We start from the raw sequence: 19500 nt of genomic DNA, 5'->3' as shown, positions 1-19500 counted from the left end.
ATACAATAGTATGAACTCTTTCTAAAGGATGGGCTTCTAATGAAGAAAGCAGATAAGTCAGCCTCCTAAATTCAGTTTACACAAACATTTAGGAGGCATAGCCAATGATTTTTAATCTGATTGATAGAGATAACTGGAAGAGACAAGAGATCTTTAATCATTATCTGAACCAGGGTACGACCTTTAACCTGACAGCAGAAATCGAGATTAGCGTTTTATACCGAATAATAAAACAACAAGAATATAAGCTGTATCCAGCCCTTCTATTCTTATTGACCTGTGTGGTTAACTCCAATACAGCGTTCAGGACAGGGTACAATAGTGCGGGGGAATTAGGGTATTGGGACAAGGTAGACCCGCTGTATACAATTGCCGACTGTGTCTCGGAATCCTTTTCGGCGATTTGGACGGCAGGTACGAATGATTTCACAGCGTTCCATGATGCTTATGTTTCTGATGTGGAGAATTATAAGGATTCGGGGAGATTGTTTCCCAAGACACCTATACCTGAGCATAGCTTTTCTGTATCTATGATTCCGTGGGCATCCTTTACCGGGTTTAACCTGAATATCAGCAACAACAGGAATTACCTTCTGCCCATTATTACAGCCGGAAAATTTAGGACTACAGGTGATTCCATATCCCTGCCGCTGTCGTTGCAAGTCCATCATGCAGTCTGTGACGGCTATCATGCAGGATGGTTCATGAACGAGGTCCAGGCCATGGCAGATCGTGCTGAGGAATGGATTGACGGAAGGCAATAGAACAATCCGATCAAGAGGACAGCGATCCTTGAGAATATTAATTGCACCACATGCTGTTGTTAAATAAAGAAACCTTCCGGTACGGCTTAAGCCGCATTCCGGAAGGTTTCTTTGAGTCCAATAGTGTTGTCCGCTCCAGTATCACATAGAAATCCTAACTATTATACTGCGCCTGATAGAGACGGCTGTAAGTGCCACCGGCGTTCACCAGCTCCTCGTGGCGGCCTTCCTCGGAGATGCCGTCCTCATTAACTACAATAATGCGGTCGGCATTCTTGATCGTTGTCAGGCGGTGGGCAATAACGAGCGTAGTGCGGCCTACGGAGAGGTCGGCCAGCGACTGCTGGATTGCTGCTTCGGTCTCGGTATCGAGCGCCGAGGTCGCCTCATCCAGAATCAGAATCGGCGGATTCTTCAGGAACATCCGGGCGATGGCCAGCCGCTGCTTCTGTCCGCCCGACAGCTTGACGCCGCGTTCGCCGATTACAGTCTCCATCCCGTTCGGGAGGCTGTTAATCAGCTCCTCCAGGTGAGCCTGGCGGGCCGCCTGCCAGATGTCCTCCAGCCCCGCATCCAGCCGGCCGTAGGCAATATTCTCGCGGATGGTGCCGGAGAAGAGGAAGACATCCTGCTGCACGATTCCGATCTGCTTGCGCAGCGAATTCAGCTTCATGTCGCGGATATCGATTCCATCGATGGAGATTGCACCGCCGGTTACATCGTAGAAGCGGGGGAGCAAGCTGCAGATCGTAGTTTTCCCGGCACCGGAAGGGCCAACGAATGCGATGGTCTCCCCGGCATTCACCTTCAGACTGATCTCCTTCAGCACGGTCCGGTCTGCTTCATACCCGAAGCTGACATTGCTGAAGGAGATATCCCCGCGAAGCGAAGCCACCTCTACCGCATCCCGCTTGTCAGCGATATCCGGTTCAGTGTCGATGACTTCCAGATATCTTTTAAATCCGGCAATTCCTTTCGGATAACTCTCAATAACTGCATTGATCTTCTCAATCGGCCGGAAGAAGACATTAGACAGCAGAATGAAAGCGACAAATTCACCGATTTCCAGTTCTCCCTTGATGAAGAACCACGCCCCGCAGACCATCACCACAACAGTAATCAGACGGGTCATCATATAGCTGACCGAGAAGCTTTTGGCCATCAGCTTGTACGCCATCAGCTTGGTCTCGCGGAACTTCTGGTTGTCCACAGCGAACAGCTCTTTCTCAAATTCTTCATTGGCAAAAGACTGGACCACGCGGATTCCGCCGACATTATCCTCAATCCGGGCGTTGAAATTCCCGACGTTGCCGAATAAGCGGTGATAAGTGTCCGTCATGTTGCGTCCAAAATAAATAATGACCCAGGCCATAACCGGCACGATGATGAACGTGATTACGGCCAGCTGGAGATTGATATCGGCCATCAGTATAAATGCGCCGACCAGCGTCATGACCGCAATGAATACATCCTCCGGCCCGTGATGCGCGACTTCGCCGATATCGTTGAGATCATTGGTGATTCTGCCGAGCAGATGACCGGTTTTGTTGTTGTCGAAGAAGCGGAAGCTGAGCTTTTGAATATGGTTGAACATTTTTTTGCGCATATCGGTCTCAATATTGATCCCCAGCATATGCCCCCAATAGGTGACAATATAGTTCATTGCCGTGTTCAAGGCGTAGATGGCGAGGAGGGCGACACAGGCAATCAGAATCAGCGACCAGTTCTGGCCCGGCAGCAGGTCATCAATGAATTTATTGACAGCCACCGGAAAAGCAAGCTCCAGCAGACCCGCACCCACCGCACAGGTGAAATCAAGGACAAACAGCTTCTTATACGGACGGTAATAGGAGAAAAAACGACGCAGCATCTCTTGTTCACTCTTTTCTGTAATATGTTATGTATCTGGTTACTGAGATTGATTCTCAATTAAACCTTCTGCTTAGGATACTAAAGAGGGTTACATGTTTTGTCAACGGTGAGAATCGTAAAAATTAAAATATACTGCGGAATTGATTGCCGTTTAACCCATACCAAGGACATTATCTATACATATTTTAACAGTATTCAGGCATAAAGGAGGAGTTAACATGGGCGAAAATGTTGGAGGATACGGCGGAGCTTTCACTTCCACTGGCGCAATCCTGGTTCTGTTCATCCTGCTCGTAATCATCTCTAAATCCCTCTGGGTGTAATCCGGTTTCACCTGCTCTGCTGCCGCTGGTCACTTGACCGGCGGTTTTCTTCTGGACCAGGGAGACTGCTCCGGCAAGCGATATGATATAATGAAATAATGCGCCTTCGTTGAAGGGCGTAATACATATAGCGGCTATTCCCTGACAAGCTCCGGGCTTGACAGGTGTTTTGCTGCGACCCTGGAGGTACAACATGAAGCCTGGCCGTGAAAATAACATGAGGACAAGCCCGGCCTTGTCCTCATCTGCTGCGGATATCCGCAGCCGCTGGATGCTTGTCACCGGAATCATCTGTGTGGCCGCTGCCCTGCGTGCCCCGTTCACTTCCGTCGGACCTCTGCTGGAGATGATCCGGGATGATCTGGGGCTGTCTAATACGCTGGCGGGAGCGATTACGACTTTGCCTTTACTGGCTTTTGCCCTGCTGTCACCGTTCGCGCCCCGGCTTGCCCGCAAGCTGGGACTGCCCAATATCCTGGTGCTGGCCATGCTCACGCTGTCCATGGGAATTCTGGTCCGTTCGGCTTCAGGCACGGTAACCTTCTTCGCAGGTACGGCGATGATCGGTCTGTCGATTGCCGTCTGTAATGTGCTGCTGCCTGGACTGATCAAGGGGAAATTCCCGCACCGCATCGGTCTGATGACCGGAATCTATACCGTGTCTATGAACATATGTGCGGCGGCTGCTTCGGGGCTGAGTGTTCCCTTGGCCACCCGTGCGGGGCTGGGGTGGAGAGGGACGCTGGCGCTCTGGTTCATGATTGCTGCACTGGCTACGGTCTTCTGGATTCCGCAGCTGAAGAGTCTGGGTGCAGGACAGGCAGGCACTGCAGTCTCATCAGCGGCACGGGTCTGGCGCTCCCCGCTCGCCTGGCAGGTTACGCTGTTCATGGGACTGCAATCCCTGCTCTATTATGTGCTGATCGCCTGGTTCTCGGTGATCCTCGGGGAGCGGGGGATGTCTGCCAGCCATGCCGGCTGGATTCTCTCGCTGATGCAGCTGGCCCAGCTGCCGTTCACGTTCTTTGTGCCGCTCTGGGTGGGAAGGATGAAGAGCCAGCGGCTGCCGGTGGTGATTACTTCGGTTCTGTTTATCACTGGCATCCTTGGCGTCTGGTTGGGCAGCACTGCACTAATGGCGTTATGGGCTATCTGCATAGGAATTGCCGGGGGCTTCGCCTTTGGTCTGGCGATGATGTTCTTCAGTCTGCGCACCCGGACTACGCAGGAGGCCAGCGAGCTGTCCGGCATGGCCCAATCGGCGGGGTATCTGCTTGCCGCGATGGGCCCCGCGCTGTTCGGGCTGCTGCATGATGCTGCGGGGAGCTGGAATGTACCGCTTGCGCTGCTTGTTCTAGCCAGTGTGCTGCTGTTCGCAGCGGGTATGGGGGCGGGACGCGACAAGTATGTGGGGGACCGGTTGTGAACGATGGGCCCCGTCAGCTTGGCGGGGTCAAAACGTTTGTATAAGATTTTCGCTGAGAAAGTGCATTGTAAGCTGCTTATGGCGTGCTACTATTGTGTTTAAGATCATCTGAGAATGATTATCAGTGAAATTAGACACAGGAGTGAAGAGAGATATGAAGAATTGGTGCCGAAAATTCATTTGGACCGCTGTACTTATCCTGGCAATGTCCGCTATCGCAGCTTGCGGTACGAATAATAAGGCTGCGGACAGCAAGGAGGTCCAGGCAGGGAATGCGGCAGCTGCCAGCGCAGCACCTGCGGAGACTGGCGGAGCGGCAGCTTCAGAAGGGGCAACACGGACAGTAAGCGGAGAATTCGGGGAGGTAGAGATTCCGGCGAACCCTAAACGGGTAGCGGGAATCTATGTGGAGGATTATCTGAAGGCGCTCGGCGTTACCCCGGTGGTGCAATGGTATCATCCCAGCTGGGGCAAGCAGGATTATCTGAAGCTGGATGTGCCGGAATACGATATTGCGGGGAGTATTGAAGCCCTGCTTGAGAAAAACCCGGATCTGATCATCGCCGACGGCGGAGCGGATGAAGCGAGGTACGAGCAATATTCCAAGGTTGCGCCCACTTACCGCCTGCCGGAGGCTGTGCTTCAGGATTCGAGATTGATCCTGACAGCTGTTGCAGAGGCGCTGGGCATCCCGGATAAGGCGAAGACTGTGCTGGCGGACTACGACAAGAAGGTGGCGGACGGCAAAGCTGCGCTGCAGCAGGCGCTGAGCCAGGAGAAGGTGGCGGTGATCCGGCTGAATGTTGCGGACAAGACCTTTGCACTTTTTGGAGTCAAAAACCGCTATACCGGCATGATCTATGATCAATTCGGCCTGACACCTGTCCCTATGGCTGCTGAGATGACGGACTATCAGGCGATCATCTCCGAAGAAGTGATCCCGCAGCTTGAGGCGGACCATATCATTATCTTCCCTGACAATGGCGGTTGGGACAGCGCGGTCAACCAGGAATCCATCAAGCTGCTGGACGGGCCACTCTGGAAGAACCTTCCTGCGGTCAAGAACGGTAATATCTACCGGATGGAGCGTTCCCACTGGCAATCCGGGGGGATTACCGCCAACCAGATGAAGCTTGAGGATCTGCTTAAGGCGATGGTGAAGTAATCCGGCGTGAAGTGATAGTTGGTCAATAAGCCACAAGAAGGTCTATCCGCAAGGTTGATAGATCTTCTTTTTTGTTTTACACTTGAGTCTATGATAATGATTCTCAGTTAGGAGGGGCAGCAGTATGGCGGAACAGTTGCAGGAACACACCACGAGAAGGCTGCTCCACAGCCTGTTGAATATAGAAGTGGTTACACGCTCTCCGATGGGGAAGGATCAGCTCGAAGTGTATCAGGAGCATACCTTAATCATTGTGTCCGAAGGGCAGGGTTGGCTGCAGGCAGGGGACAGAAGATTTTCTTTGGAAAAAGGGGCCGGGTTCCTGATCGAAGCCGGATCACTGAACCGGATTCAGGCCGGCGAGCAGGGGATCAGCTGGTACCGGATGGAGTTCAGGCTGATTCCTGCAGGGCACGGCAGGCTTGGTACAGGGGACAAGGAACATGAAAAAAATATGCTCCGCCCCGGATATCTGGACTGCCGCCCGTTCTCACAGTGTGCTCTGCTGCTGGATTCCATCTATTATAGCTTCCGGCGTCCGGAGGATATCGAATGGTTCACGGCTCAGACCCGGTTCCAGGAGCTGCTGCTGTTGATTATGCGGGCGAATACTCCGGTACTGAGGGCTAAGGATGACCGTGAGGCCGTGGAAGCCTCGATCCGCTATATGGAAGAGCATTGCAGTGAACCGTTATCGGTCGATCAGCTGGCTGAGATTGCCGGGATCGGGCGTGCGCGTTATACGCAGATCTTCAAAGAGATTACCGGACGGATGCCCCTGGAACACCTGAACGGGCTGCGTATTGAACGGGCACAGCAGCAGCTTCTGCTGACCCGGGACCGGCTGCATGAGGTTGCCCTGGCTGCGGGCTACAGCAATGAGTATTATTTCAACCGGCGCTTCAAAAGAACGGTAGGGGTGACTCCCGGACAATACAGAAGCCTCCATCAGGAGGGAGTCCGGGTATTTGCCCCTTTTCTGGAGGATTATCTGCTGGCGCTGGGCATCACTCCGGTCGTACAGTATTGCCATGCCCAGTGGGGCAAGCAGGAATACCTTGGGTTGAATGAGGTTCCGGCGTTCGATATCTCAAGCGGAGACTGGCACGGTCTCAGCCGTTACTCGCCTGAGCTGATTATGCTGGATGACGGCTTCCGGCGCTGGCAGCTGGGAGAATGCAGCCGGGTCGCACCGTTGTTCCGGCTCCCGTTCTATCAGGAGGATTGGCGTGCCACGCTCCGCAGCGCTGCGGCCGTCTTTGGGAGAACGGGACAGGTGCAGGAGGTAATCAGCGAATATGAACAACAGGCCCGTCAGGCCAAGCGGCTGCTCAGCCGCAGCGTCCGGGGGCAGACAGTAGCTCTGCTGCGGATTTCCGCCTGTGGGGTTACCCTGTATGGTTGCGAACATCTGGGCTATGCAGCGGGTGTCCTGTATGAAGATCTGGAGCTGGGTCGGCATCCCCTGGTCCAGCAGCTTACCCGCGGGCAGAAGCGTGTACTTCTCAGCAGTGAAGAGCTGTCCGGCTTGACCGCAGATCATTTGTTCATTGCGTTTGACCTTCAGGAAGGGGAGGGGAGGGAGCTGCTGGATACCCCGCTGTGGAGAAGCCTGCCTGCGGTTCGCAACCGTTGTGTGTACGAGGTGGATTTCATGGCCTGGATGAATTACGGAGTCCTGTCGCATCAGCGGAAGATTGCGGATGTGCTGAAGGTATTGGCTTGAAAATTAAAGCTTGCAATTCCCCGTCAAAGAGAGTATATTCTTAATTACGGTGATTGAATCACTGAATTACATAATATGCGGTCATGGCGGAATTGGCAGACGCGCTGGCTTCAGGTGCCAGTGATAGCAATATCGTGGAGGTTCGAGTCCTCTTGACCGCATCCGCATTACTCAATAGCCCTTCTTTGGAAGGGTTATTTTTTGTGTCTCTACTCCAGTACACGGGAAAGAGACTTATTTCCCGGAAGCGTTACAAAGGAATGCCGAAACAGGTGTGGCGTAAGAGTGCTCACATGTAGGCGTGTGGCCCGAATGTATGTCAAAAACAGCATACATTGTGCTCGCACGCAGGCGCGTGGCCCGAATGTATGTCAAAAACAGCATACATTGTGCTCACATGTAGGTGCGCGGAAGGAATGTATGTCAAAAACAGCATACATTGTGCTCACATGCAGGTGCGTGGACGGAATGTATGCCAAAAACAGCATACATTGGGCTCGCACGGGTAGCGTCAAGAAGTTTGTGTAAGAGAGTAGAAGTACCTCCCCGGGGTTACGGGTTGGGGTGTAGTGTTTCTGGGGGGAGGGGGAACCCCGACCCCCAGAAACTGGATTTCTCTGCTATGTCTCTTCCGGTGTGGGCAAAGAGGGATAGCGTGTTTCGAATAGCTCTTTTAGCTTCTTTTTAACGGCATCCATGCCAAAGCCTTGGGCGACCCGCCCTGCATGACGTTCATTGTATTCCAGCATCTCCAGGTACACGATTTTCTCTGCCGCATCCATGTTCGTCAGACTGTTCATCGGTTTCAGACGCTTGCGGATTTCCTTGTTCATCCGTTCGATGGGGTTCGACGTGTAGATCGCTTTACGGATCGATTCCGGATACTTGTAGAACGTCAGGAGTGTGGATAACTGTTCCTCCCAGGACCTCATTTCCTTCGGATATAGCTTGTTCCACTTCGCTTTGACCGTATCAAAGTTAGCCCGGGCTACCACTTCATCCGGTGCGGTATATACGGTTTTCAACGCTTCAAGGACATCAGTTTTGTGCTCCATCCGGATTTTAGGGAACGTGGCCCGCACTTTGTGCACTACGCAATGCTGTACATCTGCCTGAGGATAGGTCTCTTTAAACGCCGCATCCAGCCCCGGTAGTCCGTCAAACACACCCAGCAGGACTTCCTGCGCTCCGCGGTCGTACAGGTCTTTGAGTACCTCCCGCCAGCCATTCGAACTCTCTTGGCCGCCCACGTAAAACCCGAGAATTTGACGCTGTCCCTCCTCGTCAATCCCCATCGCAAAGTAGACCACTTCGCCACGGACCGTGCCCCGTTTCAGCTTCACGTACAGCCCATCCAAGTAGATCACGGAGTACCGTTTGCTCAGGGGCCGTTTCTGCCACTGGTGGATATCGTCCAGCACCGTAGCCGTAATATTGCTGACCGTGGTGGGGGAGTAGTGGCTGCCAAACATACTTTCAATGAACCGGGCCACATCCCGCGTGCCCATGCCCGATTTATACATTTGGATGACAGCCTCTTCTAACCATCCGTCCCGCCGCTGATACGGCTCAAACATCTGCGTTTGGAAAAGGCTTTGGCGGTCCCGGGGCACCTGAAGATCCTCGATATGGCCGTATTTCGTGTGTAAGTCTCGCGTATAATAGCCGTTACGACTATTACTGGCACCCGCTTCTTCACTGTCCATAAACCCCTGGATTTCGGCGCGCAACAGGCGTTCCATGTTGTCTTTCACAAAATCTTTAACAAGTTTTTCAAATAGATTATTCAGAGAACTTTCGGGTAAAATATTCATTGGTAGGGTTCCTCCTTGGTGGTTTCGCAATCCCGAGGATACCCTACTTTTTTGGTGTCTGACTAGACTCCAAATCTTGGTACACAACTTACTTTACGCCATCCTCGCACGCAGGCACGTGGACGAAATGTATGCCAAAAACAGCATACATTGGGCTCGCACGCAGGTGCGTGGACGGAATGTATGCCAAAAACAGCATACATTGGGCTCGCACGCAGGCGCGTGGCCCGAATGTATGCCAAAAACAGCATACATTGGGCTCGCACGCAGGTGCGTGGACGGAATGTATGCCAAAAACAGCATACATTGGGATCGCACGCAGGTGCGTGGACGGAATGTATGTCAAAAACAGCATACATTGTGCTCGCACGCAGGCGCGCGGAAGGAATGTATGTCAAAAACAGCATACATTGTGCTCACAAGCAGGTGCGCGGACGGAATGTATGTCAAAAACAGCCTACATTGTGATCGCACGCAGGTGCGTGGACGGAATGTATGTCAAAAATAGCATACATTGTGCTCACATGTAGGTGCGCGGAAGGAATGTATGTCAAAAACAGCATACATTGTGCTCACATGCAGGTGCGCGGACGGAATGTATGTCAAAAACAGCCTACATTGTGCTCACATGCAGGTGCGCGAGGGAATGTATGTCAAAAACAGCATACATGGTGAGTGTGCAATGGCACATGGGCCAATTGTATGGATATCCATGCTGCTCATGTTTCATGCTATATGCCGCCAGAAAGCAGAGTGGATGGAGGCACGTAAAGTCTGCCTACAAGTGGCAGAAGGTACCAGCATCATTCACCCGTTGGGGTGATTTTTATTTTTTCACGAACAAACTGTAACCTTTTGCCTTACTTGAACGAATAAGCAGTAGACGGCTGGGCAGGAGAGGAGGCGTGTGAGACGAACGGGAGCGAAAGTGAGCGAGGAGAAGGCCTTGGGGCAGTGGACCAGGTGACGGCGGGTGAGGCGGCGGCTTCTCAGCTGGATGAAGAAGCGGTGCTAATCAGGTTCACGGAAGGGAGCCTGGAGGCGTTTGAATGGCTGGTCCGGCAATACCGGGAGCCTGCTGTGCGGTTTGCCTACCACTTGACCGGAGATTATCATACCGCCGAGGATCTGGCGCAGGACTGCTTCGCCTATCTGCTGGTGTACCCGGAGAAATATGATTACCGGGCATCCTTCAAAACCTATCTGTTCACCATTCTCCGCAACAAGAGCATAGACTCGGTCCGTAAGCGTGCAAGGCAGCAGAGCTTGCCGTATACGGCGGAGAGCAGCAGCGTACATAACCCGGATGAGGGGAATCCTGAACGGCTGGCCATCATCCGGGAAGAGGATGTGGAATGGCGCAGAAGATTGCATCAGATGAAGCCGGACTACGGGCAGGCAGTGTATCTGGTGGATGTGGGACAGATGTCTTATGAACAGGCGGCCGCAGTGATGGGCCGGAATCAAGTGAGCTTCAAGGTCCTGCTGCACCGGGCACGCAAGAAGCTGAGGCAGATCTATGAGAAGGAGGAGTGGGATTGTGAAGTCAACGGAACAGGAGCGGCTATTTCTGGATGAGGTCTACCGCAAGGCCCGTCTGCTGGAATACGACAAGCGTGAAGCACAGAGAGTACTGCATAACCGCAAGGTGCTGGCCAGACGCCAAATTCTTACAGTCTCAGGCATCACAATCGTTACAGCTGTATTCGCCCTAATGATTTGGATCGGTAAGGTGGATCAGTGGCTGTGTGTTGAGCTGTCGCTCCTTCTGATTACAGCAGGTCTGTTGATCGAAAAGCTGGAATTGCTGTGGAGTCTGGAGAACGACAGTTGAACGGGAGTTGCAGGAAAGGGAGAGAGATGAAATGGAGCTAATCATTAATCATTTGACCAAGACTTACGGAAGCAAGGCAGCCCTGCAGGATATCAGCTTTCGGGTAGGCGAGGGCATTCACGGCCTGCTGGGGCCGAACGGGGCAGGCAAAACTACGCTGATGCGGCTGCTAGCCACTCTGCTGACGCCCAGTTCAGGAACAGTAGAGATAGGCGGGGTTCCCTTGCAGGATAAAGCCCGGGTACGCGAGCTGGTCGGTTATCTGCCGCAGGAGTTCGCCTTCTATCCCGGAATGACCGTCTATGAGGCTATGGATTATCTTGCGCTGCTGTCCGGGATAGGCGGCCGTTCCGGGCGGAAGCGGAGAATAGATGATCTGCTGGAGCAAGTGAACCTTACGGAGCAGCGCCGGACCAAGGTCAAGGCGCTGTCCGGCGGCATGAAGCGGCGGCTGGGCGTGGCCCAGGCCATGGTGCATGAGCCGAAGCTGCTGATTGTCGATGAGCCGACAGCGGGGCTGGACCCTGAGGAGCGCATCCGCTTCCGGCGGCTGCTGGGACGGTTCGCGGAAGGGCGGATTGTCCTCCTGTCCACGCATGTCGTTGAAGATGTGGAGTCCACCTGCGAGCAAATGACTGTACTGCAGAAGGGGAGTCTGCGGTATCACGGCAGAATAGGCGATCTTACCGCCGCTGCGGCCGGACGTGTCTGGATCGCTGAGCTGGACCGGGCGCAGTGGGAGCGGGACCGCGACCGCTTCCCGGTACTGTCTGCCGTGCCGGAGGGTGCAGGCATGCGGGTCCGGGTACTGGCGGAGGAGCAGCCGTACGCAGGGGCACAGCAAGCCGCGCCATCGATTGAAGATGCGTACCTGCACCTGATGCGCAGGGAGGAATCCTGCGTATGATGGCATTGATCGGCAAGGAGATGCGCATGACGCTGCGCAGTCTGGTGTTCTATCTGTTTGTAATTGCCAGCGTATTCTTCTATTTCACTTCTTATGCTACGGAGGAGACTTGGGGAGAACTCGGTCCTCCTGTAATAAGTACGCCGCAGAATATGGGGACTGCGGAACAGCCTTATTACGGCTGGGCGGTTCCGTGGGATACCCGCAGCTTGGCTGAACAGATGAAGATTCATATGCAGTGGGATCTGAATGATGGAGCGGGTGAGAAGCTGAGGCTGGGATTCCCGATGGAGATAGGGCTGGATGCCGGAGAGAAGGCCGCCTTAACTGCTGCCATCTCGCAGCTGGATAAAGTCCTGAAGGACCCCGGCCAATATACCATGGATGAGGTGTACCAGATCGCTGAGGCATTGAACAGCGAATTGGGCGGAAGCAGTATGTATCAGCAAGGGTTGAGTAACTACGGTTATGCTACAACGTCTATAGACGAAGCAATGAAGGCGCAGGAAGCGCAGCTTGCGGAGTACAATGCTAAGGTAGACGGTGGAGAGCTGCTTCCCGGAGCCGCCCGCTATTTCAGTGATTATCTGTCGTTGCCCGCAGGGATCTTCCCAGTCTTTCTGTCCGCCTTCCTGCTGCTGCGGGACCGCTCCAGCCGGATGAATGAACTGATCTACAGCCGCAGGGTCTCCCCGTGGGTGTATGTCGGGTCCAAGTTTATCGCCCAAGGGATTATGCTCTCTCTGGTCTACCTCATTCTGGCTGTCATCGGGGGCTGGCAGACGGTGGATACGCTTGGACTTACAGCTCAGACGGGGCAGGCCATAAGGACCTTTCTCAGCTATACGGCCTGGTGGCTGCTGCCCACCCTATGGATCTCGGTAGCCTTCGGGATGTTCGGCTCCATGCTGTTCCGCCGGGGCATTGTGCCTATCGCCTTGCAGATCATCTGGTGGTTCGTATCCGTACTGCCGCTCATGGGCTCCTATGGGCTGAATCGGCTGTTCATCCGCTTTAATTCACCTAATGACTATAACCTGTACCGCGGCTGGGCAGATGAGATTGCCCTTAACCGCAGCTTCTACCTGCTGCTGGCCATTCTTCTGACCGCGGGGGCAGCCTGGCTCTGGGAGCGAAACCGCAGCCGTCTGGATTCTGCCCAGTCACTTGGCAGGAGAAAGACGAAGCGGACTCCGGCGGCGCCCGCATCCGGAGCACTGAGATGAGCCGGCAGATCATCGCGCCGCTCGCCCGTTACAACCTCAAGCTGACAGTGCATTATTCCTGGTTGTTGTCAGCGGTACTTTTGGCAGCCGTACCGGTATTCATAGACCCTGTATTAATGGACAGGCTCCAGGCTGCGAAGCTGGGAGAATTCCTCGTCAGCCTGCTGGGACTGATAGTCTATCCGCATCTGGGTCTGCTGGAGGATGGCGGTATCCAGGAGGTGCTTTATGCCAAACGGGTGCGTCATCTTCCGTTATTTCTGTTCCGCTGGCTGCTTACCGCTCTCTATATCTTCCTTGCTGTTGCTGCTTTGTTCACCTGGATACATGGACACGGCGCGGATTTTGAGTTATGGCCGATGGTGGGAGGGACGGCAATCACCGCCATTGTGATGGGGTCAGCCGGTCTGACGGCCACTCTTCTGGCCGGTAACCTCTCAGCTGGATATATTGCCGGATTCTCCTGGTATCTGCTGGATTTCACCACTAAAGGCAAACTGACTGGGCCCTTTTACCTGTTCGGCCAGCTTAAGGAGCCAGGGGATAACGGCAAGTGGCTGCTTGCCGGTCTATCGCTGACACTGGTACTCTTCTGTGCCTTCTGGCTGCCGCGCAGGAGACTGGACTAACCTGTACCGCCTTGATGTCATGCAAGTGACCAGGGCGGTTTTTTGAAAATATAAGAATGTATATGTTTTGGGGTCCCCTCAAAGCACCTGAGTCATCACCTGCGCTAAAGCCCCACTTTGTGGGGTTTTTGTGTGTGAATATGCACCGTTTCCAGCGGCAAGCTTGCCCGGAGTATCTTCATTAGCGGGACTTTAGGTCTGGAGCATAAATTCCGAAAAAAAGGTATAATGTTACTAAATTATGTCCCCCATTTTCTCAGAGGAGGCTCCAGCTTTGTCCGACACACTATTTAAGCACTTGTACATGCGGTCCTCAATAGGATATGCGGCAGTATCCATTACGGATGGAACTATGCTCATGGCCAACCCTGCGCTTTGCGGGATGTTTGGATACACCGAGACCGAACTCAAGGAGCTGCGTTACCAGGATATCGTCTATCCGGGTGAAGGGGATACCCTGGATCACGGGCAGATTATGAATGACTTAATAAGCAGACCCGATATGGCTGTAGATACCGAAAAGCGGTTCGTACATAAGAATGGTGAGATGCTCTGGGTTGCCCTGCATCTTTTTCTGATCATTGATGAACAGAGCGGAAGTCCCTCCCATCTGGTTGCAGAGATGACTGATATCACCGCGCGTAAGCTGGCGGAGAAGAAGATAGAGGAGGACCACCAGCTCTACGAGCTGGTTACGGAACACACCCCGGATATGATTTCATTCGCCGGTCCCGACGGGACGCTGCGCTACGTCTCCCCGTCGGTCGAAGCGCTGCTGGGTTATCCGCCCAGCGACATGATCGGCCGCAACAAAACGGATTTTTACCATGAAGCGGATGCGCTGGAAATGGCCGGACCGGGTAAGCTCTACTCTGACAATGATACCTTCACACGCAGAGTCAGGCATAAGGACGGCCATTATCTTTGGACCCAAAGCTCCTTTCAGGTGGTGCGGAACCGTGAAGGTGAAGTACGGCAGATCCTGACGATTGCCCGTGACATTACCGAGCGGAAGAAGGTTGAAGATATGCTGGCTGCCGCGCAGGAGCTTGGACAAATGGGCTCCTGGGAGTGGAATTCCGTATATGAGCAGCTGATCGTCTCCGGCCAGCTGATGGCTATCTTTGAATTAGGCGGGAATTGCGGAAATCATACCGTGGTCCATTATACTCAGTTGCTTGACTGTGTAGTGCCGGAGGACCTGGACAGATTGCGCGAAGAGCTGCATTATACGCTGAAGTCCGGGGCTAAGGGCGAGGCAATTTTCAGAGTAAAGGGCAGTGAGGATCGTAAGTCTCTCTACGCACACTGGGAAGTGATTCTGGACGCCTCCGGCAAGGTTCAACAGATCCGCGGTATGGTGCAGGATGTGACTGAGCGCGAGCGGATGGAGGAGCAGCTGCGTGAGAGCGAGAACCGCTACAAGTCGCTTTTCGAATACAATCCGTCTGCCATCAGTGCCATGGATCTCCAGGGATACATTCAGTCAATGAATGCCAGTCTGGAGCAGCTGACCGGATACAGCAGAGAGACCCTGATGCATTCCAGTTACAGTGAGATTATTGAAGAGGATGAGCTGGAGCATGTGAATATGCGGTTTCTGGCGGCAGCCGGAGGCAGGGCCCAGACCTTCGATACCCGGGTGATCCGTCACGACGGAGAGCGGGTGGAGGTGGGGATGATTTATGTCCCTATGCTGATTGATCATGAGGTGGTCGGCGTATTTGCCATTACCAGTGATATTACAGAGCCTAAGCGGTATTTGGAGCAGATTGAGAAGCTTAGCTATGAGCATGCGCTGATCCTGAACTCTGTGTCTGAGGGGATTTTTGGCATGAATCTGGAGGGGGAGACCGTATTTATCAATCCCGCTGCCTCTGTCATGCTCGGGTATAATCCGGGGGAGCTGGCCGGCAATATCAAGCTGCATACGATCGCGCAGACCTGGATGGACGGTGAGCTGTATCCCGGGGGACACCGGACGCTGGCGGAGTTGCTCAAGACGAGGCTCTCTTATGAGCAGGAGCAGGAAGGGATTTTCTGGCGTCAGGACGGCTCCAGCTTCCTGGTCAAATACCGGATGACGGCATTATATGATAACGGTGAGCATAAGGGGGCGGTGGTGGTCTTCAGGGATATCACCGAGGAGAAGGCTGTGGAGCGTGCCAAGGAATCTGCGGAGAAGGCTGACCGGGCCAAGTCGGAGTTCCTGGCGATTATGAGCCACGAGCTGCGTACGCCGATGAATGGAATTATCGGGATGGCCGATCTCCTGTCGGGAACAGAGCTTACGGAGGAACAGCAGTATTACACCCAGATTATCAATAAAAGCGGCGCTGCGCTCGTGCATATTCTTAACGAGGTGCTGGATTTCAGTAAAATTGAATCCGGCATGATGACGCTGGATCTCCAGCCGGTCGATATCCGGCAGGTTGTTCAGAACGTCTGTGAGCTATTCTATCCCCGTATCCAGGAGAAAGGGCTGATTCTGCGCAGCCATATTGATCCTGATATCCCGGCAGTTGTCATCACCGACGAAACCAGGCTGAGGCAGGTGCTGGTGAACCTCGTCGGCAATGCGGTCAAGTTCACGGAAGAAGGCGAGGTCGGCGTCTCAGTGAAGCTGGAGGCTGCCGGGGAGCCGGGCTCGCTGATTCTGAGGTTCTCGGTAACCGATACCGGTATTGGCATTCCGCAGGGCAGCCAGAACCTGTTATTCCAGTCCTTTTCCCAGCTCGACCCTTCGATCAACCGTAAGTACGGCGGGACGGGACTGGGGCTGGCGATCAGCAAGAAGCTGGTCGAGCTGCTGGATGGAGCTATCGGTGTGAACAGCGTCGAAGGGGAAGGCTCGGAGTTCTACTTCACCATCGGCGTGATGTATTCGGTGGAGGAGCCGGGCGAGGCGCCATTGGCAGGAGTTGCTGCCACTCAGGAGTATAAGGGCGGGATCTTCAATCTGGATCATCCCGAGGGTCAATACGGCCCGTTGTCAATCCTTGTCGCAGAGGATCATCAGGTGAATCAGCAGATCCTGCAGACTTTTCTCAAAAAGCGCGGCTACTCCTCAGACCTGGCAGTGAACGGGGAGCAGGCGGTAGAAGCTGTACGTTCCCGGCATTATGATCTGGTGTTCATGGATATTCAGATGCCGGGCATGGACGGAATTGAGGCGACCCGGCAGATCCGCGAAGCGATGGGGCTGTCCCCGGTGATTATTGCCGCCACGGCCTTTGCCCGTAAGGAAGATGAAGAGATGTGCCTCCGGGCAGGAATGCAGGACTTTATTCCCAAGCCGATCCGTGGAGAAGAGCTCGACAGAGTCCTGAGGGAATGGTCGGGCAGCATCCGCAGATAATCTTGTCATGGATTAGGCTGGAGGACTGCCGGACCAGGGAAGCGCTATTCATATTGACAGCTATCCTTTGTCTGCTTTACTATTATATAAATCGTAATTATTACGAATATATAATGGTAATCGAAAGGGTCAACCGAGTGAAAATCATGAAGCGCGGAGATTTCCTGCTGATTCTTATTGTGTTGCTGGCCGCCGGTTCCATCTACGGCTTCAAGTGGTTCTCTAACCACAGTCATCCGTATAAGCAAGGGGAGTTGGAGGCAGTAATCACAGTGAATGGCAAAGCCTACAAGACTGTGCAGCTAACCAAAGAAGAGCAGATTATTGATATCCGCACCAGGTATGGTCATAACACGCTGAAGGTATACGACTATGGTATTCAAATGACCTATTCCGATGCTCCGCTGACCATTGCGCTGGATATGGGATTCATCTCCCGGCCGAAGCAGCAGATTATTTGCATTCCGGCCCGTCTCCTGGTGGAGATCACCAATCCGGAATCTTCGCTGGAGGATGACGATGCGCTGGACGCGGTCATCTAATCAAGGCTGCAGCTCTTTCCATGCCGCTGCGGCATCGGCATTCGTGTACACATAAGGTGTGGACGGTGCTGCCGTTGCGGTTATGCTCTGCGGAGCAATCTGCAGAGTTTCAACTCCCTCATGAAGAGTCACATGAAGCTTGCCCCGAACCTCAATCCAGGTATCGGCGGGCAGGCTTATTTGTGTACCTGGCGCAAGAAGAATGCCGAAAGGAGTGGCATCTGCCGTACAACACTGAACCAGGAAGCGGCTGACGGCATAGCCGGATTGGCCGGACCCCTGCGGCTCACGGTACAGGAAGCCGGATACGGCGATCTCCTTGCCCTCGAACTGTGATTTGTACAGGTTGAGAGCGCCCAGCGTTTCCGAGAAAATCTCAGGGAACACAGGGATCACGGGCTGCCTGTAGAGCTGGCCGGCCAGCTCTGCGAATTCGGCCTCATAGGGGTTGGCCGGAGTGAACCTCGCCCCGGTGCCGGACTCTACGGCAGTGTAGGACAGGGCAAGGCCCTTCTTGGCCGCTGCGGCACTGCCAAGTGCCCGGTCGGGCAGCAGGAAGCCGAGCAGCAGCGGGAGCAGGAACAGGCTGTACAGTGCGGAGCTGCCTATGAATGAACGGGGCAGGCGGTGCTCGCAGTCGCAGAGGGCGGAGCTTCGGCCCAGCACAGCTTGGAGCCCGAGACTGAGCGCCATCAGGGAGAGCGGAACCGGGCACAATCTGATCCAGCGGGCCAGCTTGGGCGCAACATAATAATGGAGGGCGTCCTGCTGGACCAGATGTCCGATATAGAGGGCGAAGGCGAGCAGAATAACCGCCCTAAGTACGTAATGAAACCGGATGCTTGCGGAGCTATTCATGCAGATCCTCCTCCAGTTATTCGGGATTTCACGGAAGCTACAGCCAGAAGGAAGCGAGTACGGAGCCGGTGAATACGGCCGCGGCAATGAGGAAGAACAGGTACAGGGCGAATCGGGTCTTGAACAGCGAGAGCAGCATCAGCGCGTTCTTGAAATCGAGCATCGGTCCCAGCACCACGAAGGCGAGCAGGGCTCCTGCCGGGAAGGTATGCAGGAACGTGGAAGCAACGAAGGCGTCGGAGGTGGAGCAGAGCGAGAGTGCGAAGGCTAGTCCCATCATGAACACGTAGGAGCCGAGCGGACGGTCTCCAATGGCGGACAGGCTGCTCTGATTCATGAAGGTCTGGATGCCCGCAGTCAGCAGACAGCCGATGATCAGGAATTTGCCCATCTCAAAGAATTCATCCGACGTATGCACCAGGACTGCCGCTGCCCGGCCTCCGCGTAGTGTGCCGTGCTGCTCTTCGCTTCCCTCCCGGCGGATGGACAGGCGCAGCGGCGATCTGCGGACAGTCCCGTAGATGATCAGGCCAATACATGCCGCTACGGCAAAAGCCAGTCCCATCCGGGTGTAGGCCAGCTCCGGATGGGAGCGGAAGGCCGTCAGGGTGGCTCCGTAGACGACCGGATTGAGGATCGGGCCGGACAGAATGAAGACGATGGCAACATAGAGCGGCATCCCCTTATGCATGAGGCGGCGGACCAGCGGAATCATCCCGCATTCACAGACGGGAAAGAGGATTCCGAGCAGGCAGCCGAAGAGAATAGCCGGAACCGCGCGGCGCGGAATCCAGCGTGAGATCAGCTCGTCTGGCACGAAGACGCGGAGCAGGGAGGAGAGCAGCGCGCCCAGCAGGACAAACGGCAAGGCCTCCAGCAGAATGCCGAGGAATGCAGTTTTGAACGTGTCGACATAGCCGTTGTCCAGCAGGCTCAGATGTCCAGGCAGCCACAGGCTGCCCGCTGTCAGCAGAAAAGCGGCGGAAAAGAGCAGCGGCAATATTTTAATCGGATTAAGGGTGGTCATGATTTCTTCGGCTCCTTCCCGCACAGGGG

16 protein-coding genes and 1 tRNA gene are annotated in these 19500 nt (G+C 54.3%); 13 read left to right on the top strand and 4 right to left on the bottom strand.

Features of this window, described 5'->3' with window-relative positions:
* The first annotated feature begins 104 nt into the window (after positions 1–104).
* Positions 105–764, top strand: a complete 660-nt coding sequence (gene catA / locus NSU18_RS08790; RefSeq protein WP_341020397.1) for a type A chloramphenicol O-acetyltransferase — start codon at positions 105–107, stop codon at positions 762–764.
* Between the two features lie 154 nt (positions 765–918).
* Here the strand turns inward: catA and NSU18_RS08785 are convergent, their stop codons facing one another.
* A complete protein-coding gene (locus NSU18_RS08785; RefSeq protein ID WP_341148804.1) occupies positions 919–2634 on the bottom strand; it encodes an ABC transporter ATP-binding protein in 1716 nt (571 codons plus the stop codon).
* Between the two features lie 220 nt (positions 2635–2854).
* On the opposite strand from NSU18_RS08785, the gene NSU18_RS08780 reads away from it, so the two are divergent.
* From NSU18_RS08780 to NSU18_RS08760, 5 genes are all read left to right on the top strand, one after another.
* Positions 2855–2959 (top strand): YjcZ family sporulation protein, encoded by a 105-nt coding sequence (locus tag NSU18_RS08780; protein WP_341020399.1) that lies wholly within the window; start codon positions 2855–2857, stop codon positions 2957–2959.
* A gap of 217 nt (positions 2960–3176) precedes the next feature.
* A complete protein-coding gene (locus tag NSU18_RS08775) occupies positions 3177–4385 on the top strand; it encodes a CynX/NimT family MFS transporter (RefSeq protein WP_341148803.1) in 1209 nt (402 codons plus the stop codon).
* Positions 4386–4539: 154 nt separating this feature from the next.
* Positions 4540–5550 carry an ABC transporter substrate-binding protein gene (locus NSU18_RS08770; RefSeq protein WP_341148802.1) on the top strand — a complete coding sequence of 337 codons (1011 nt, stop codon included), beginning with the start codon at positions 4540–4542 and terminating at the stop codon, positions 5548–5550.
* A gap of 124 nt (positions 5551–5674) precedes the next feature.
* Positions 5675–7276 (top strand): helix-turn-helix domain-containing protein, encoded by a 1602-nt coding sequence (locus NSU18_RS08765; RefSeq protein ID WP_341148801.1) that lies wholly within the window; start codon positions 5675–5677, stop codon positions 7274–7276.
* Positions 7277–7353: 77 nt separating this feature from the next.
* Positions 7354–7437, top strand: a tRNA-Leu gene (locus NSU18_RS08760).
* Between the two features lie 459 nt (positions 7438–7896).
* Here the strand turns inward: NSU18_RS08760 and NSU18_RS08755 are convergent.
* Positions 7897–9090 carry an IS256 family transposase gene (locus NSU18_RS08755; protein WP_341148800.1) on the bottom strand — a complete coding sequence of 398 codons (1194 nt, stop codon included), beginning with the start codon at positions 9088–9090 and terminating at the stop codon, positions 7897–7899.
* 954 nt (positions 9091–10044) lie between these two features.
* Here NSU18_RS08755 and NSU18_RS08750 point away from each other — a divergent pair.
* The 7 genes from NSU18_RS08750 (at position 10045) to NSU18_RS08720 (ending at position 17586) form a co-directional block, all read left to right on the top strand.
* The gene (locus NSU18_RS08750) at positions 10045–10668 is read left to right on the top strand and encodes an RNA polymerase sigma factor (RefSeq protein WP_341020407.1); all 624 of its coding nucleotides are present in this window, start codon (positions 10045–10047) and stop codon (positions 10666–10668) included.
* Entirely contained in the window at positions 10631–10924 is a 294-nt protein-coding gene (locus NSU18_RS08745; RefSeq protein WP_341148799.1) for a hypothetical protein, read from the top strand. Before NSU18_RS08750 ends, NSU18_RS08745 begins: the two co-directional genes overlap by 38 nt.
* Positions 10925–10955: 31 nt before the next feature.
* Positions 10956–11831, top strand: coding sequence for an ABC transporter ATP-binding protein (locus NSU18_RS08740; RefSeq protein WP_341020409.1), 876 nt, complete (start codon positions 10956–10958; stop codon positions 11829–11831).
* Positions 11828–13057 carry an ABC transporter permease gene (locus NSU18_RS08735; protein ID WP_341148798.1) on the top strand — a complete coding sequence of 410 codons (1230 nt, stop codon included), beginning with the start codon at positions 11828–11830 and terminating at the stop codon, positions 13055–13057. The genes NSU18_RS08740 and NSU18_RS08735 overlap by 4 nt, the downstream gene beginning before the upstream one ends.
* Complete coding sequence (locus NSU18_RS08730; RefSeq protein ID WP_341020412.1) at positions 13054–13686, top strand: hypothetical protein; 633 nt, start codon at positions 13054–13056, stop codon at positions 13684–13686. The genes NSU18_RS08735 and NSU18_RS08730 overlap by 4 nt, the downstream gene beginning before the upstream one ends.
* A gap of 274 nt (positions 13687–13960) precedes the next feature.
* Entirely contained in the window at positions 13961–17044 is a 3084-nt protein-coding gene (locus NSU18_RS08725) for a PAS domain S-box protein (protein ID WP_341148797.1), read from the top strand.
* Between the two features lie 146 nt (positions 17045–17190).
* A complete protein-coding gene (locus NSU18_RS08720; RefSeq protein WP_341023217.1) occupies positions 17191–17586 on the top strand; it encodes a NusG domain II-containing protein in 396 nt (131 codons plus the stop codon).
* On the opposite strand, the gene NSU18_RS08715 is transcribed toward NSU18_RS08720, so the two are convergent.
* On the bottom strand, positions 17587–18444 hold the full coding sequence (locus NSU18_RS08715; protein WP_341148796.1) for a TIGR03943 family putative permease subunit: 858 nt from the start codon (positions 18442–18444) through the stop codon (positions 17587–17589).
* Between the two features lie 37 nt (positions 18445–18481).
* Positions 18482–19471 carry a permease gene (locus NSU18_RS08710; protein ID WP_341020417.1) on the bottom strand — a complete coding sequence of 330 codons (990 nt, stop codon included), beginning with the start codon at positions 19469–19471 and terminating at the stop codon, positions 18482–18484.
* Between the last annotated feature and the right edge of the window lie 29 nt (positions 19472–19500).

It is taken from the genome of Paenibacillus sp. FSL H8-0048 (genome assembly GCF_038002825.1).
GTDB lineage: Bacteria > Bacillota > Bacilli > Paenibacillales > Paenibacillaceae > Paenibacillus_AQ.
The sequence above is the reverse complement of the archived record's forward strand: the minus strand, read 5'-3'. Positions and strand labels throughout refer to the sequence as shown.